The organism is Saccharomonospora sp. CUA-673 (assembly GCF_001942305.1).
In the GTDB taxonomy this organism is placed as follows: Bacteria; Actinomycetota; Actinomycetes; order Mycobacteriales; family Pseudonocardiaceae; genus Prauserella.
In genome coordinates this window covers 24,617-39,480 of sequence record NZ_MKKE01000037.1, presented here as the reverse complement: position 1 = coordinate 39,480, position 14,864 = coordinate 24,617, and the positions used below count along the sequence as shown (strand labels likewise).

At 70.8% G+C, this 14,864-nt stretch carries 11 protein-coding genes and 3 pseudogenes; 7 read left to right on the top strand and 7 right to left on the bottom strand.

The window, feature by feature from the left end; genetic code table 11:
• Positions 1 to 335 precede the first annotated feature (335 nt).
• Together glnA and BJF85_RS27420 are read right to left on the bottom strand one after the other, a co-directional pair.
• Positions 336 to 1,678: pseudogene (gene glnA, locus BJF85_RS17275) on the bottom strand (type I glutamate--ammonia ligase).
• Positions 1,679 to 1,786: 108 nt separating this feature from the next.
• The gene (locus BJF85_RS27420) at positions 1,787 to 1,978 is read right to left on the bottom strand and encodes a type II toxin-antitoxin system VapC family toxin (protein WP_139320686.1); all 192 of its coding nucleotides are present in this window, start codon (positions 1,976 to 1,978) and stop codon (positions 1,787 to 1,789) included.
• Positions 1,979 to 2,501: 523 nt separating this feature from the next.
• Here BJF85_RS27420 and BJF85_RS17265 point away from each other — a divergent pair.
• Positions 2,502 to 3,080: an LppX_LprAFG lipoprotein gene (locus BJF85_RS17265; protein WP_075849008.1), complete on the top strand. Its 579-nt coding sequence runs from the start codon at positions 2,502 to 2,504 to the stop codon at positions 3,078 to 3,080.
• A gap of 1 nt (position 3,081) precedes the next feature.
• On the opposite strand, the gene BJF85_RS17260 is transcribed toward BJF85_RS17265, so the two are convergent.
• Positions 3,082 to 4,593 carry an alpha/beta hydrolase gene (locus BJF85_RS17260; protein ID WP_139320685.1) on the bottom strand — a complete coding sequence of 504 codons (1,512 nt, stop codon included), beginning with the start codon at positions 4,591 to 4,593 and terminating at the stop codon, positions 3,082 to 3,084.
• Between the two features lie 104 nt (positions 4,594 to 4,697).
• Between BJF85_RS17260 and secA2 the strand changes: the two genes are divergently transcribed.
• From secA2 to BJF85_RS30330, 4 genes are all read left to right on the top strand, one after another.
• Positions 4,698 to 7,307, top strand: a complete 2,610-nt coding sequence (gene secA2 / locus BJF85_RS17255) for an accessory Sec system translocase SecA2 (protein WP_075849004.1) — start codon at positions 4,698 to 4,700, stop codon at positions 7,305 to 7,307.
• A 65-nt stretch (positions 7,308 to 7,372) separates the two neighbouring features.
• Positions 7,373 to 9,103 (top strand): NAD+ synthase, encoded by a 1,731-nt coding sequence (locus BJF85_RS17250; protein ID WP_075849017.1) that lies wholly within the window; start codon positions 7,373 to 7,375, stop codon positions 9,101 to 9,103.
• A 43-nt stretch (positions 9,104 to 9,146) separates the two neighbouring features.
• Complete coding sequence (locus BJF85_RS30335; RefSeq protein WP_075849015.1) at positions 9,147 to 9,869, top strand: hypothetical protein; 723 nt, start codon at positions 9,147 to 9,149, stop codon at positions 9,867 to 9,869.
• Positions 9,866 to 10,471, top strand: a complete 606-nt coding sequence (locus BJF85_RS30330; protein WP_255375709.1) for a methylated-DNA--[protein]-cysteine S-methyltransferase — start codon at positions 9,866 to 9,868, stop codon at positions 10,469 to 10,471. The genes BJF85_RS30335 and BJF85_RS30330 overlap by 4 nt, the downstream gene beginning before the upstream one ends.
• On the opposite strand, the gene BJF85_RS17235 is transcribed toward BJF85_RS30330, so the two are convergent.
• Positions 10,449 to 11,138 (bottom strand): DUF998 domain-containing protein, encoded by a 690-nt coding sequence (locus tag BJF85_RS17235; RefSeq protein ID WP_075849002.1) that lies wholly within the window; start codon positions 11,136 to 11,138, stop codon positions 10,449 to 10,451. The genes BJF85_RS30330 and BJF85_RS17235 overlap by 23 nt on opposite strands.
• A gap of 209 nt (positions 11,139 to 11,347) precedes the next feature.
• Here BJF85_RS17235 and panB point away from each other — a divergent pair, with 209 nt between their 5' ends.
• Positions 11,348 to 12,283 carry a 3-methyl-2-oxobutanoate hydroxymethyltransferase gene (panB, locus tag BJF85_RS17230; RefSeq protein ID WP_075849000.1) on the top strand — a complete coding sequence of 312 codons (936 nt, stop codon included), beginning with the start codon at positions 11,348 to 11,350 and terminating at the stop codon, positions 12,281 to 12,283.
• A 138-nt stretch (positions 12,284 to 12,421) separates the two neighbouring features.
• Here the strand turns inward: panB and BJF85_RS17225 are convergent.
• Positions 12,422 to 13,164, bottom strand: a pseudogene (locus BJF85_RS17225) (helical backbone metal receptor); the annotation flags it as partial.
• 97 nt (positions 13,165 to 13,261) lie between these two features.
• Between BJF85_RS17225 and BJF85_RS17220 the strand changes: the two are divergent.
• Positions 13,262 to 14,205: pseudogene (locus BJF85_RS17220) on the top strand (ATP-binding protein).
• Positions 14,206 to 14,227: 22 nt separating this feature from the next.
• Here the strand turns inward: BJF85_RS17220 and BJF85_RS17215 are convergent.
• The gene (locus BJF85_RS17215) at positions 14,228 to 14,485 is read right to left on the bottom strand and encodes a hypothetical protein (protein WP_075848998.1); all 258 of its coding nucleotides are present in this window, start codon (positions 14,483 to 14,485) and stop codon (positions 14,228 to 14,230) included.
• A 24-nt stretch (positions 14,486 to 14,509) separates the two neighbouring features.
• The gene (locus BJF85_RS28060) at positions 14,510 to 14,812 is read right to left on the bottom strand and encodes a hypothetical protein (protein WP_158056977.1); all 303 of its coding nucleotides are present in this window, start codon (positions 14,810 to 14,812) and stop codon (positions 14,510 to 14,512) included.
• Between the last annotated feature and the right edge of the window lie 52 nt (positions 14,813 to 14,864).

The window sequence follows — 14,864 nt, the reverse complement described above, 5'->3', positions numbered from 1 at the left end:
ATGGCCATGATCGCTAGCTCTAAAACCCAAAATCAGGGCAAAAACAACAAACAAAGCTCACAAACACACTGTTGAGTTCTCAAACAACACGCAGTTGGTAGTCACCATCGACCTCGAAGCGCCATCAACCGCAGGCGACAAGTCTCGACGAAAGTTTCTCGAGGAGGAGTCGTTCTGGGTTGTGGCCCGCTTGAGGGCCGACCAGGAACTTTACCCGGTCCGTCTCGCGGAGTCAACCTCCGCCTCGTCCCGGCCGCTCCTTGGCGACGAAGAGAAGATTACACGTCCGCGTACCCCCCTGAAACAGGGGGGTCACCTTATGGCGAACCCGCAGGTCAGAGGACCGGAAGCAGCGTCCGAAGCTCGTAAGGCGTGACCTCGCTGCGGTACCCGTTCCACTCGGTCCGCTTGTTCCGCAGGAAGAAGTCGAAGACGTGCTCGCCCAACGCCTCGGGCAGCAGCTCCGAGTTCTCCATCTCGGTGAGCGCCTCACCGAGGTTCTGCGGAAGCTGCTTGTATCCGGCGGCCTTGCGCTCGGTCTCGGACAACGCCCAGATGTCGTCCTCGGCCGCGGGCGGCAGCTCGTAGCCCTTCTCGATGCCGCGCAGTCCGGCCGCGAGGATCACCGAGTACGCCAGGTACGGGTTGCACGCCGAGTCGAGCGTGCGGATCTCCACCCGCCGCGACGACGCCTTGCCCGGCGAGTACATCGGCACCCGCACGAGCGCGGAGCGGTTCGCCCGCCCCCACGACACGGTCGTCGGGGCCTCGCCGCCGACGATCAGCCGCTTGTACGAGTTGACCCACTGGTTCGTGACCGCCGAGATCTCCCGCGCGTGGTGGAGCAGGCCGGCGACGAACGCCTTGCCCGTCTCCGAGAGCTCGTACGGGTCCTCGGGGTCGTAGAAGGCGTTGCGGTCGCCCTCGAACAGAGAGACGTGGGTGTGCATGCCCGAACCCGGGTACCGGGTGAACGGCTTGGGCATGAACGTGGCCCGGACGCCTGGGTGAGCGCGACCTCCTTGACGACGTAGCGGAACGTCATCACGTTGTCGGCCATCGTCAGCGCGTCGGCGTAGCGCAGGTCGATCTCCTGCTGACCGGGCGCGCCCTCGTGGTGGCTGAACTCGACGGAGATGCCCATCGCCTCGAGCGCCTCGATGGCGTGCCGGCGGAAGTGTGTGGCCGTGGCGTGGCTGGCCTGGTCGAAGTAGCCGCCGTTGTCCGCCGGGGTCGGTTCGCGCCCGTCCTCGGGCAGACCGTCGAGCAGGTAGAACTCGATCTCCGGGTGGACGTAGCAGGTGAACCCGGCCTCACCGGCCTTCGACAGCTGCCGGCGCAGGACGTGCCGGGGGTCGGCCCACGACGGCGACCCGTCGGGCATCGCGATGTCGCAGAACATCCGCGCCGAGTAGTGCCCGCCCTCAGGCTGTTCCCACGGCAGGACCTGGAACGTCGACGGGTCGGGCTTGGCGACCATGTCGGACTCGTAGACCCGGGCGAAGCCCTCGATCGCCGAGCCGTCGAAGCCGATGCCCTCGGAGAACGCGCCCTCGAGCTCCGCCGGAGCGATGGCCACCGACTTCAGATAGCCGAGCACATCGGTGAACCAGAGCCGCACGAAGCGAATGTCGCGTTCCTCGAGTGTGCGCAGCACGAACTCCTGCTGACGATCCATGTGGGCGACCCTATGCGGAACGTGTTAACGCCGTGTTTCGGGGAGGGCGCGTGTCGCCGCACGTTCCGCTGAACCGGTCGCTCGGCACGCCGAACGGACCGCAACACCTCACCCCAGCTGCGCGACGGTCGCCCCCACGGCCTCATAGGTGGTCGTGGCTCGCTGGTCGAGGCTGAGCAGGGTGACCTCGTGCTCCGCTGCGGTGAACGCGATGAGCGTGTCGTAGGCGGGACCGCCGAGGATCTGTCCCGCCGCCACCGTGGCCAGCAATTCCTGGTACCCGGTCTCGGACAGCGTCACCGAACGGTTCGGGGAACCGCTCGGTGATGAAGGTGTGCACGATCGACGGCTGGGCGCGATGCGGCGGCGGCAGGCGGGTCAGCACCGAGTACGCCTCGACGGCGGCATGCGCGATCAGGCGCGGCCGGTCGGCCAAGGCTTCCCGCGCGGGTCGGTGATGTTCGTGCCAGCTGGCGAACGCTGATCTCTGTGGCCGGGCCCTCGCTCGGTGCGGCGCCCTGCACGGGCCGTCGCACCGCACCAGTACCTTCTGGGCCATGTTCCGGCGGATTGTGGTCGTCACGGCATCGGTAGTCGCGCTCACCGCGGGCTGCACCTCTGAGCCGCAGGAGCCGGACCCCGAACCGTCCGGCGCGGCGCTGGTCGAGGACGCCTCCCAGGCGCTGCGCGAGCTGACCAGCGTCGAGTTCGACCTGCGCACCCAGGGCGCGCTCGAGGGCTTCCCCATCCGCTCCCTCCAGGCTCGGCGACCCGGGACGGCTGGGCGTTCGGCGACGTCGACCTGCAGCTGCCCACCGAACGCGTGCAGTACGAGTTCGAGATCGGCGACAAGCCCGAGGAGAACCCCGGCAGCCCCGGTGGCCCCCGCAGCCCCGGCGACAGCAACGGCAACAGCGGCGGCAGCCCCGGCAGCCCCGCCGGTGACCCGGTCGTCACGCTCACCGACTCCGACGACGAGACGACGACCCAGACCCTGCCCGACCACTTCACGCCCGCGAGCCTGCTCGCCCCCGACGGCGGGCTGCGCACCCTGCTCGGCGACGCCACCGACCTCGACACCGAGAGCCGCGAGGACATCGACGGCGTCCCGGCCTGGCGGGTCAGCGCGAACATCCCGCAGGAGCAGATGTCGCAGCTGCTGCCCGGCATCCCGGACGACGTGGCCGCCAAGTTCTGGGTCACCGACAGCGAGGACGCCGCCGAACGCACCCTGTTGCGCGTGTGGCTTCAGGTGCCGCCGCGGACGCCGAACGAGGGCGCCGTGCTGGTCGAGCTCGGCCTGACCGGGCACAACGAGCCGGTCGAGGCCTCCAGCACGGCCGCCACTCCCCCCGACGACACGAACGACACGAACGACACCGAGCCCACCGAGGGCGAGTAGCTCAGCAGCGGGCGTTGTCGTCGGGCAGCGTGCCGTTGATCAGGTAGTCCGTGCCGATGTCGTCGACGCACTGGTTGCCCAGCAGGAACACCGTGTGCTGGTTGCCCTCGAACGTGAGCAGGCGCCCGTTCATGGCCTCGGCCAGCTGAACCCCGGCCTGGTACGGCGTCGCGGGGTCGTTGGTCGTGGAGATCACCAACGCCGGCGGGACGTCGTCGACGTTCGGCAGCCGCGGTTCCGAGGTGTTGTCCACCGGCCAGAACGCGCACGCGTCGCGGGCCGACGACGGCTCCCTGCCGGAGTCGAGGAACGGCGCCACCTCGGCGTAGCGGGTCTGCGCCTCGCGGATCTCGTCGGCGTCCTCCACGGGCGGGTCGTCGACGCACCGGATGGCGGTGAACGCGTCCTGGGTGTTGGCGTACTCGCCGGACGGGTCGCGCTCGTTGTACATGTCGGCCAGTGCCAGCAGCGTCGAACCGTCGCCCCTCGCCAGCTCGGCCAGACCGCTCTCGAGCTGCGGCCACATCTGCTCGGAGTACAGCGCCTGGATGGTGCCGGTCGTGGCGTCCTCGTACGACAGCTGCCGGCCGCCGGCGTCGGCCGGTTCGTCGAACAGCGGCTGCACCAGGTCCTGGTAGGCCTGCGTGGGATCGCCGTCGAGCGGGCAGTCGCCGCGCTCGGCGCACCAGGCGGCGAACTCCTCGAACGACTTGCCGAAGCCCTCGCCCTGCGACACCAGCGATCCGACCGTGTCCTGCTCCGGGTCGAGCGCGCCGTCGAGCACGAGGGAACGCACGTTGCCGGGGAACTGGTCGGCGTAGGTGTAGCCGATGCGTGTGCCGTATGAGTAGCCGAGATAGCTGAGCTTGCGGTCGCCGAGCACCGAACGCAGCACGTCCATGTCCTTCGCGACGTCGCGGGTGCCGAGGTTGGCCAGCATCTGCTCGCCGTGTTCGGTGCGTTCCACGCACTTCTCGACGAACTCGCGTTCCTCCCGTTCGGCCTTGCGCACGCCCTCGGGGCTGCCGTCGAGGTCGCTGTCGTCGACGCGGTCGGCGTCGCGTTCCTCCGGGGTCAGGCATTCGACGGCGGGTTCGCTCGCGCCGATCCCACGCGGGTCGAAACCGACGAGGTCGAAACGTTGTCCGAGCTCGCTGTCGCCGACCTGCCCCGCCATCGACGCCACGTTGACCATGCCGGAGGCGCCGGGGCCGCCGGGGTTGACCACGAGCGATCCGACGCGCTCGTCGTCGGAGCCGCCCGCCTCGTGGCGCAGCAGGCCGACGGTGATCGTCTCGCCGTCGGGTTCGGCGTAGCTCAGCGGCACGGTCAGCCGCGCGCATTCGAGTCCGTCCTCGCCGAACAGCTGCTCCGCCGTCTGCGACGTCGCGTACGGGGCGCAGTCACCCCACTCCAACGACTGCGAGTAGAACCGGTCCAACCCGGCGGGCACGGGACCGACGGGACCGCGCTGTTCCGGCTCCCCGTCACCGGTGGAGCAGGCGGTCGTCATCCCGCCCAAGGCGAGTACACATGTGGCGAGAGCCAGGTAGCGTTCAGCAGAAGGCACATGCTGATCGTGCCATCGCAGGACGAGAACGAGATGGGAGACCAGGCGTGGCGTTGATGGGCCGGGTGGGCAAACGGTTGCGCAGGATCATCCAACGCCCGGCGAGCGTGGAGCTGACCCGCTACGAGGCGTTGCTGCCGCGGATCGGCAAGCGCGAGCCGGAGCTGGAGAAGCTCGACGACGCCGAGCTCACCGAGGCCGCCACCGCGCTGCGGGAGCGGCTCGCCGCCGACGAGCCCACCGGCCGCAAGCAGGCAGGCAAGAAGGGGGCCAAGGACGCCGGGCTCGGCGACGACGACCTGGTCGAGGTGTGCGCGCTCGGCAGGGAGGCCGCGCGGCGCGGACTCGACGAGCGCGCCTTCGACGTCCAGCTGCTGGGCACGATGGGCCTGCTGACCGGCCACGTCGTGCAGATGCAGACCGGTGAGGGCAAGACGCTCGCCGGCGCGCTCGCGGCCGCGGGGCACGCGTTGCAGGGCAAGCGGGTGCACGTCATCTCGGTCAACGACTATCTCGCCCGCCGCGACGCCGAGTGGATGCGCCCGGTGTACGACCTGCTCGGCGTGTCCGTCGGCTGGGTCGAGCCGTCGCTGGACGCCGGTGAGCGACGCAAGGCCTACGCCGCCGACATCTGCTACGGCGCGGTCAGCGAGATCGGCTTCGACGTGCTGCGCGACCGGCTGGTCACCGACGTCGACGAGCTCGCCCAGCCCGAACCGGAGGTCGCGATCGTCGACGAGGCCGATTCGGTGCTGGTCGACGAGGCGCGGGTGCCGCTGGTCATGGCCGGTTCGGTCGACGCGGGCGTCGCCGATCTCGAGGTCGCCGACATCGTCCGCAGGCTGCGGGTGGGTCTGCACTACGAGACCGACTCCGACGGCCGCAACGCATGGCTGACGACCGCGGGCGCCTCGATCGTCGAGAAGTCGCTCGGCGGGGTCGACCTGTACGCCGAGGACGGCGCCGACCGGTTGGCCTCGGTCAACGTCGCCCTGCACGCCCACGCCCTGCTGACCCGCGACGTCGACTACCTGGTGCGCGACGGCAAGGTCCAGCTGATCAACTCCTCGCGCGGCCGGGTGGCGGAACTGCAGCGCTGGCCCGACGGGTTGCAGGCCGCGGTGGAGGCGAAGGAACAGCTGCCGCCGTCCGATCGCGGCGAGATCCTCGACTCGATCACCGTGCAGGCGCTCATCGCGCGGTACCCGCAGGTCGCGGGCATGACCGGCACCGCGGTGGCAGTCGCCGAGCAGCTGCGCGAGTTCTACGAGCTCGAGGTCGCGGTGATCCCGCCGAACACGCCGAACGTGCGCTCCGACAGCCCGGACCGCATCTTCGCGGCGCCGAACAACAAGCTGCGCGCGATCGTCAAGGAGATCGAGGAGGTCCACGCGACCGGCCGGCCGATCCTCGTCGGCACCCAGGACGTGGCCGAATCGGAGGAGCTGGCCGAGAAGCTCGAGAAGGCCGGCCTGCCGTGCGTCGTGCTCAACGCGCGCAACGACGCCGAGGAGGCGGCGATCATCGCCGAGGCGGGCACCTACGAGCGGATCACCGTCTCGACGCAGATGGCGGGCCGCGGCACCGACATCCGCCTCGGCGGGGCCGACGGCTCCGACCGCGAACGGGTCGCCGAGCTCGGCGGACTGCACGTGATCGGCACGGCGCGCTACCCGAGCAGCCGCCTCGACGACCAGCTGCGCGGCCGCGCGGGCCGACAGGGCGATCCGGGCAGCTCGGTGTTCTTCGCCAGCCTCAACGACGAACTCGTGCTCTCCGGCGCGCCCGACGTGCCGGAGAGCATCACGGCCGACGAGGAGACCGGCGAGGTCGTCGACCCGGCGGCGCAGCGGCAGATCAACCACGCCCAGCGCGTCGTCGAGGGCGCCGATCTGGAGATCCACCGCAACACCTGGCGGTACACGCGGCTGATCGAGCACCAGCGCTCCGATCTGCTGAACCACCGCGACGAGGTGCTGCGGACCGACGTCGCCAAGGACCTCCTGCTCACCGCCGAGACCGGCACCGCGAAGTCCGGCAAGGACACCGAGGACGGCGAGGACACCGAGGACACCGAGGCGCCCGAGCAAGCCGCGGAAGCCGAGTCGGACGCCGCTGCCGAGGACACCGAGGTCACGGCGGAGGCCGACACGAGCACGGACAACGACGCGGACGACACCTCGGCCGAAGACGCGGCCGACAACAAGGCTGACGACAGGACCACCGCGTCGACGAAGACGCTCACGGCCGAGCGCCTCGACGAGCTCACCGAGACGCTCGGCGAGGACGCGTCGGCCGAGGCGTGCCGGCGGATCATGCTGTTCCACCTCGACCAGCTGTGGGCCGATCACCTGGCGTTCCTCAACAACGTGCGGGAGACGATCCACCTGCGGGCGATGGCCAGGGAGCAGCCGCTCGACGAGTTCCACCGGGCGGCGATCCCGGAGTTCCACAAGATCCGCGACGCCGCCGTGAAGCGATCCCGCAGGACGCTGGCCGAGGCCGATCTGACCGCCGACGGGCTGGATCTCGCCGCCGCGGGGGTGCGGCGACCGACGTCGACGTGGACGTACCTGGTGCAGGACAACCCGTTCGACTCGGATGCCGAGCAGGCCCTCAAGAAGGTCCGCGGCATGCTCCGCAAGAAGCGCAGCTGAGCCGGCCGCCGGTTCGGGCGCCTGTATGGGTGCGGGCGTCCGAACCGGTGCGCGACAATGGCCGTATGCCGCACCTGCGCATCGCACTCGCCCAGATCAACACGACCGTCGGTGACCTCACGGGCAGCGCCGACCGGGTCGTCGAGCAGACGCGGGCGGCGGCCGACGCCGGCGCGCACGTCGTCGTGTTCCCCGAGATGACGCTCACCGGGTATCCGGTCGAGGACCTGGCGTTGCGGGCGACGTTCGCGCGCGCGTCGCGCGAACAGGTGGATGTCGTCGCGCGGCGGCTGGCCGAGGCGGGCTGCGGGGACGTGCTCACCTACATCGGCTACCTGGACACCGACGAGACCGGCCCGCGCAACGCCGCCGCGGCGCTGCTGGGCGGCGCGGTCGTGGCCACCCAGTACAAGCACCACCTGCCGAACTACGGCGTGTTCGACGAGCGGCGCAACTTCAAGCCGGGCACCGAGCTCGACGTCGTGCGGGTGCACGGGGTCGACGTCGGCATGGTCATCTGCGAGGACCTGTGGCAGGACGGCGGTCCGGTCGCGGCGCTCGGACAGGCGGGGGTCGACGTGATCGTCGCGCCCAACGCCTCGCCGTACGAGCGCGCGAAGGACGACGCCCGGCTGCCGTTGGTCGCGTCGCGGGCGCGCGAGGCCGGCGCCCCGGTGGTCTACACGAACTGCGTCGGTGGACAGGACGACCTCGTCTTCGACGGCGACTCGATGGTCGTGGGCGTCGACGGGACGTTGCTGGCCCGCGCGCCGCAGTTCGCCGAGCACCTGCTGTTGACCGACGTCGAGGTCCCGGCGCAGGCCCCGGGGGCGGCCGGCGAGTTCGCCGGTCTGACGGTGCGGCGCCGCGACCTCGACGTCGACATCGGCGACACCCCGGCCGAGCCGGGCGCGCCCCTCGAGGGCCCGCTGATCGCCGAATCGCTGCCGGACGAGGCCGAGGTGTGGTCGGCGCTCGTGCTCGGTCTGCGCGACTACGTCGCCAAGAACGGCTTCCGCTCGGTGCTGCTCGGCATGTCCGGCGGCATCGACTCGGCGGTGGTCGCCGCACTGGCCGTCGACGCTCTCGGACCGGACGCGGTGCACGGGGTCGCGATGCCGTCGGCGTACTCGTCGGAGCATTCGCAGTCGGACGCGGCCGAGCTGGCCGAACGGCTCGGCTGCCACTTCCGTCTCGAGCCGATCGCCGACATGGTCAAGGTGTACGTCGATCAGCTCTCCCTGCACGGTCTGGCCGAGGAGAACATCCAGGCGCGCGTGCGGGGCATGCTCGTGATGGCGCTGTCCAACCTGGACGGACACCTCGTGTTGGCGACGGGCAACAAGACGGAGCTGGCGGTCGGGTACTCGACGATCTACGGCGACGCGGTCGGCGGCTTCGCGCCGATCAAGGACCTGTTCAAGACGCACGTGTGGCAGCTGGCGCGGTGGCGCAACGACGAGGCCACCAAGCGCGGTGAGACGCCGCCGATCCCGGAGAACTCGATCACCAAGCCGCCGTCGGCCGAGCTCCGACCCGGCCAGGTCGACACCGATTCGCTGCCGGACTACGCGTTGCTCGACGACATCCTCGACGACTACATCGAGGGCGACCGCGGTTACGCCGACCTGCTCGCCGCCGGTTTCGACGCCGCGGTCATCGACCGCGTGGTGCGGATGGTCGACGCCGCCGAGTACAAGCGCAGGCAGTACCCGCCGGGCACGAAGATCACCTTCAAGGCCTTCGGCCGCGACCGCAGGCTGCCGATGACGAACCTCTGGCGCGAGACGCACTGACGCGCTGCGGCACCGCTGACATCACTGGGGGATGGACAAGGTCATGACGGCACACGAACGCGGCAACCCGGCCCGCACCGGGGCATCCGCCGAGGCGGGCACGGTGACCGTGGAGGAACCGCGCTGGGCGTACGCGGCGATCGCCGTCGTGTTCCCCGCGGTGGGCGCGCTGCTCGGCTGGGGCCTGCCCGCGCTCGCCGAATGGTGGGTGACGCTGCCGTGGGCGCCGCTGGCGGGGCCGGCCGAGCTCGTCGCGAGCCTGCCCGACCCGTGGGTGCTCGTCGCGCCGGTGGCGGCAGGCGCGATCGCGGGGCTGGTCATGGCCGGCATCGCGTGGCACGAACGCTCGCAGGTGCAGTTCGGCGCCACCACCGTCGAGGTGCAGGCGGGCGGACACACCGACACGGTCGACCGGGCCGAGGTCGCCGGCGCCTTCGTCGACGGCAAGCAGCTCGTCGTCCTCGGCACCGACACCGCGGAGCTCGTCCGCCGCACGACCGATCTGAGCGAGCGGAAACTCCGGGATGCCTTCACCGCGCACGGATTCCGCTGGCACGACGGCGATCCGCATGCCGACGAGTTCCGCCGCTGGGTTCCCGACCTGCCCGGACTGCCGACCGGCGCCGAGGCGCTCCTCGCGGCGCGCCAGCGCGCGCTCGAGGGCAAGGACGCCGACGAGGTCGAGGTGCTGCGCCGGGAACTGGTGAGGCTGCGGGTGGCGGTGCGCGACGAGAAGCACCGCCAGTACATCCGGGTGCCGTCGTGACCGTCCCGACCGACGGCACCGGGGCCGCCGTGCGGCTCGCGGTGTATCCGACGGCGATCGGCCCCTGCGGTATCGCCTGGCGCAACAGCGACGTGGCGGATGGGGATGCCACCGGGGAGTTCACTGTGGTCGTCGCGTGTCAGCTGCCGGACGGCGACGCCGACACGACGATGACGCGGCTGCGGGAGCGCGTCGACGGCGGGCGGGAGTGCGCGCCGTCCGAGGCTCCGGCGTCGATCCGGTCGGCGATCGCGCTCGTGACGGCGTCACTGGCGGGCCAGGACGTCGACCTGTCGACGATTCCCCTGGACCTGGACGGGGTTCCACCGTTCGCCGCGCGGGTGTACGCACAGGCCCGCGCGATCCCCCGCGGGACGACCGTCACCTACGGGGAGCTGGCCGCCCGGCTCGGCGATCCGGGTGCCGCGCGGGCCGTGGGCGGCGCGCTGGGCGCCAACACGTTCGCCCCGATCGTTCCGTGCCACCGCATTCTCGCCGCCGACGGCAGGCCCGGCGGGTTCTCCGCACCGGGCGGCCTGGCCACGAAGGAACGCATCCTCGCGGCCGAGGGCGTGCATCTCACGGAGCCGACTCTGTTCTGAGCGGGCCGACGCGTGCCGTCCGCGCGATGTAGACCGCGCCGACGCCGAGGACGATGCTCGCGCCGATCATCTGGGCGCGCGAGGCGAGTCCGGCGTAGATCCCGGGGCCGATCATGCTGTCGAGCACGAGCACGGCCCAGGACACCGTGCCGATCACGATGCCCGTCATCGGTGCGATCGTCCACCGGCCGAGCCACCACATCAGCAGGCTGATCGGGCCGACCGCGCACAGCAGGCTCACGAGCATCGAGGCGGAGAAGTTGATGTAGCCGCCGGACGTCAACGCCGGATCGGGAGTGCACACGCCGCCCGCTCCGGGCACGCACTCGATCGGGAAGGCACCGCGCAGTACGTAGGCGATGCCGAGCACGCCGACCAACGAGATCGTCACCCGGGCCCGGCGTTGCACCGGCGCGAGCCGCAGCATCGGCGGCACCGACAGGATCAACGCGATGCCGGAGACGACCTCCATCGTGCGAAACACGACCGCGTGCGGTTCACCCGGAGCCGCGAGTCCGGAGGTCACGGTGTGCAACGGCGACATGTGCGTGGGCAGCACGAATTCCGCCAACCAGCCGAGCTGGCCGACGATAGCGATGACCAGCAGGGAAATCCCCGCTCTGCGCACCACGACGAGCGTCGAGTGACCGCGGAGCTCCGGCAGCATAGCGAACTACCTATCACGCTATCGGCCGAACCGAAACCCGAAATGGCGTCGCACACAGCGTGATCATGCGACTACCCAGTCCGGATGACCTGTGAGGGTGCTCGCACGGCGCTTCCTGGCGTGTCTCACGGCCTGTCACTCTCGAGGCATCACGATCCACGAACCCGGGGACCCGACCGAGGGCCTCGAGGGAAGGACGGTCGACAGCGATGTCCCGGATATCCGATTCCGATATCACGCCCGAATCCGCAGATCACACGGTCGGCGCCGCCGCGGAAACCCCACAGGAGGCGGCGGCTCCGTACGGTTCCGGCTCCCCTTCCGGCGGTGATTCCGGCGCTCGGCCGCGGAAGAAGGTCCGCATCCCGCATTTGCGGGCCATGAAGGACCGCGGTGAGCCGTGGCCGATGCTGACGGCCTACGACATGTACACGGCACGGCTGTTCGACGAGGCGGGGATTCCCGTGCTGCTTGTCGGCGACTCGGCGGCGAACAACGTCTACGGCTACGAGACCTCGCTCCCGGTGACCGTCGACGAACTGCTCCCCCTCGTGCGGGCCGTGACGGGCGCCGCGGCGCACGCGCTCGTCGTCGCGGACCTGCCGTTCGGCTCGTACCAGGTGTCGGTCGAACAGGCCGTCGCCACGGCGGTGCGGTTCATGAAGGAGGGCCGCGCGCACGCGGTGAAACTCGAGGGCGGCCGGCAGTTCGCACCGCACGTCGAGGCCATCACCGCGGCCGGCATCCCGGTGATGGGGCACATCGGGTTCACCCCGCAGTCCGAGCACAACCTCGGCGGCTACCGCGTGCAGGGCCGCGGCGAGGCCGGCGTCGAGCTGCTCGACGATGCGCTGTCGCTGCAGGAGGCCGGCGCGTTCGCGGTCGTGATGGAGATGGTGCCCGGCGAGACGGCGAAACTCGTGACCGAGAAGCTCGCCGTCCCGACGGTCGGCATCGGTGCGGGCCCGCACTGCGACGCGCAGGTGCTGGTGTGGCAGGACATGGCCGGACTGCGGACCGGCGGCACGCCCCGATTCGTCAAACGCTACGGCGACGTCGCGGGCGAACTGACCCGCGCCGCGCAGGCCTTCGCCGCCGACGTCCGAGGCCGCACCTTCCCCGAACAAGCCCACACCTTCGACTAGATGCTCCCGAGGGCCCATGGTCGCGCCCACCCGTCGCCCGACCACCACCCCCCAACGACGCGCTGACGCGCGGCAGCGCCCGATGCGACCAAAGGGCCCTTGGGAGCTTTTACGGGAGCGTGGCGGTGAGGGTTTTGTGGCTGCGACGAGGGAGGGGCCGTACCAGGTGAGGTAGCGGCCGGAGACGAGGACGTAGCGGGCGCCGGGGAAGAACTGCGGCCCGTCGTCGTCGGTGAACTCGTACGGTTCGTCGGGCAGTACGAGCAGGTCGGCGGTGCCGTCGGCGAACAGGCCGGTCAGCTCGTCGATCGGCGGACGCGGGTAGCGCTCGTCGCGTCGGCGTGCACACAGGCGACGCCGAGCCGCCGCAGCACGTCCCCGCCGAAGGTGTCCCTGCCCAGCACGACCCACGGTTTGCGCCACACCGGCACCACCGCCCGCGACCGCACGGGCGGCAGCTCGCCGGACCACAGCCGTTCCGCCTCGACGAGCCAGTCCGGGGCGTCCACGGCGAACGCCTCGGTCAGCAGCCGTCGCAGTGACGTCAACGCGTCCGGCACGGTCGCGGGCGCGGCCATGACCCACACCGCGATCCCGTGGTCCCGCAGCCGGTACACGTCCTCGGGCCGGTTCTCCTCGGAGTTGGCGAGCACCAGGTCGGGCCGCAGGGCGAGCACGGCGTCGACGTCCGGGTACTTCGACCCGCCGACGCGCGCTGCGTCGAGCTCCGGCGGATGCGTGCAGTAGTCGGTGGCGCCGGCGATCAACCCGGCCCTCGTGTGCTCGAGGGCCTCGGTCAGGGCGGGCACCAGCGACACCACGCGGCGCGGTGGTGCGGGCAACGTGACCTCGACACCGAGGTCGTCGACACAGGTCGGCATGGGCCCCATGCTCCCGCACCCCCGACCGATCGGGTAACGGCGCGTGTCGGTACCGTTCGCCCAACCTAATGAAAACCACTTCCAAGAGGGGTATGCCATGAAGGTCGCCTTCGTCGGCAAGGGTGGCAGCGGGAAGACGACGTTGAGCGGGCTCTTCACGTCGTACGTCGCCGGAACCGGCGCGCCCGTTCTCGCCATCGACGCCGACATCAACCAGCACCTGGCCGTCGCCCTCGGGGCGACGCCGGAGGAGGCCGACGCGTTGCCGACGCTCGGCGACAACCTGCCGCTGATCAAGGACTATCTGCGCGGCGACAACCCGCGCATCCCCGGCGCCGACGCGATGATCAAGACGACCCCCGCGGGTCGCGGCTCGCGGTTGATGTCGCCCCGCGAGGACAACCCGATCACCGATGCGTGCGTGCGCGAGGTCGGCGGCGCCCGCGTCGCGGTGACGGGCCGGTTCACCGAGGACGACCTCGGCGTGGCCTGCTACCACTCGAAGACCGGTGCCGCGGAGCTGCTGCTCAACCACCTCGTCGACGAGGCCGGCGAGTACGTCGTCGTCGACATGACGGCCGGTGCGGACGCGTTCGCCTCGGGCCTGTTCACGCGGTTCGACGTGACGTTCCTGGTGTGCGAGCCGACGATGCGCAGCGTCGGCGTCTACCGCCAGTACACCGAGTACGCCCGCGATTTCGACGTGCGCCTGGCCGTGGTGGGCAACAAGGTCACCGACGCCGACGACGTCGACTTCCTGCGCGACGAGATCGGCGACGACCTGCTCGGCTGGATGTCGACATCACGACACGTGCGCGCCTCGGAGCGCGGCCGGCACCGCCCGATCGGCGAGCTGGAGGCCGACAACCTCGCCACCCTGGCCACCATGAAGTCCACTGTGGACGACGTGGAGCGGGACTGGGCCGCCTATCAGCCCAGGCCGTCCGGCTGCACCTGCGCAACGCGCACGCCTGGGCAGGCTCGGAACTGGCCGATCAGGTCGACCCGGACTTCGTGCCCGGCCCCCCGGCTCGCGTCTGACCCGATCCGCGGACCCGGCCGGTCAGCGATCGGCCGGGCTGCCACCCTCGCCGTCGCCCGAGTCGTCACCCTCGCCGCCGCCGTGCCACTCGGCGTCGGCCTCGTCGGCCTGCCGGGTGCGCTCACGGGCGATGTCGAGGGCCTGCCGGGCCGTCGCCTCGTCGGGGTACGGCCCGAGCAGGTCGATCGACCGCGACACCTCGCCGTGCTCCACCTCGCCGGTGCGGGTGTTGTAGAACCAGCCCGACGGCGGTTGGGTGTCCTTCGCGCGCTTACGCATGCCCCGAGCGTGCCACGCGCACGGTCAACGGCGGAAGCGGTACGGGATCTCGGTGGGTTCATCCCCTGTCGGGCCGAACGATGCGTCGTCGGTGTCGCCGGTCTGGTCGTCGGCCGATTCCGAATCAGCGGCGCGTGATTCCTCGGGCATCTCGTCGAACCAGTCACGTTCGGTTCCGCCCGATTCGGCCGCACCCGATTCAGCCGCACCCGGTTCGACCGCGCCCGATTCGGCCTGCGCCGGTGCGGACCGGGTCGGTTCGGGAGCCGCGGGGGTGGGCAGCACCGGAGGCGCCGCCGGCGACGAGGTCTGGGGCGGCGCGGGCAACGGCGGCACCATCGGCGCTGCGGCAACCCCGAAGGGGGCGTCACCGGATCCT